1 protein-coding gene is annotated in these 1,164 nt (G+C 48.4%); it reads right to left on the minus strand.

Annotated features, from left to right (window positions below; translation table 11 throughout):
- Window positions 1–9: 9 nt before the first annotated feature.
- A complete protein-coding gene (locus ACTHUE_RS19375; RefSeq protein ID WP_070460767.1) occupies window positions 10–630 on the minus strand; it encodes a TetR/AcrR family transcriptional regulator in 621 nt (206 codons plus the stop codon).
- Window positions 631–1,164: the final 534 nt, after the last annotated feature.

Here is a 1,164-nt window from a genome sequence, read left to right on the forward strand (position 1 = left end):
CTTTTTTATCTATTCTTTCCCTGACAAACCGTGCAGCAGCAATCCCAATACGTCTTGCGGCAGCTTTTGCGGCGCGGCGGCATAAAGCGCGGTCAGTTGAGGATGGCGCATCAATATATCCGCCTGACGAATGAACAGGTCGATGAGTTCCACCGGCAAATCGGGCTGAATCAGGCGGCGTTGTTGCAGAGCATGGAAGAATCCGCGCATAAAGGCGTATTTTTCTTCGTTCAATTCGCGGAAAAAGCGCTCCAGCTCCAAATCGATGTTCTCTTCAATGTCGCGCAGGAAAGCGGCGGAATAAAGTTCTTCAAACGATTGTTTTTGCAGGGCAAACACAGCCTCAGCGGCTTCGCGCAGGCTGCATTGCCGTTCAAGCAGATTTTCAAATTCGGCACGGACGCGGTTTTTCTGCTCGGTAACTATTGCCTGCAAGAGTGCGTTTTTACCGCTGTAATATTTGTAAAAAGTGACGCGGCTGACGTCGGCCTCAGCGCAGATGCTGCCTACGGATACGGCGGAAAAGCCATGTTCGCGGAACAGGCGGCGGGCGGTGTCGGCGATGGTTTGTTGTTTGCTGGCAGTCATGACGGTAAGAAGATTTTGATTTTGTTCATAAAGGGTTTTCATTAAAGTTATCCGCAAGTCGGATACTCATCATATTTCCCCACGGCGGCAATGGCAATACGGCGGCGTTTCAGACGGCCTCTTTCCTTATTCCTTCACTGCCCTACTGATAGAGGCTGTCGAATGCTTAGCAGGCTAAATTCATGAAGATTACATAATTTTCCTCCTCCAACCTTCTTCCCCAAATAGGAGAGGGATTTTTTTGGACAATTCACGATAAGAGGGGAAACAAAGTGAATGATAAACACTTGCATTCCTGTTTCTTATTTCTTATACTTTACATTAATAGTTTGTTTTATGTAAATGTGTAAACACAAATATTTGCATACTGACGGAGCAATTGGATTACCTGATGTTCAATCCACCCCGACGTATGCCGTCTGAAAGGATAAGGAAATGCAGAAACACACCCTCCGCCGCCTCCCCCTATTGATTGCTGCCGCTTTCGCCTCCGAATGGATTTATGCCGCCGATGCGGCGCAAGATGCGGAACAGGTGCAGTTGGAAGAAGTCGTCGTAACCGGCGAACGCACCAAC

It is taken from the genome of Neisseria sp. P0021.S005, assembly GCF_051956955.1.

Bases quoted from the DNA above. Each gene is read 5' to 3' on its own strand.
- ACTHUE_RS19375 (WP_070460767.1), bottom strand. From the start codon at position 630: ATGAAAACCCTTTATGAACAAAATCAAAATCTTCTTACCGTCATGACT.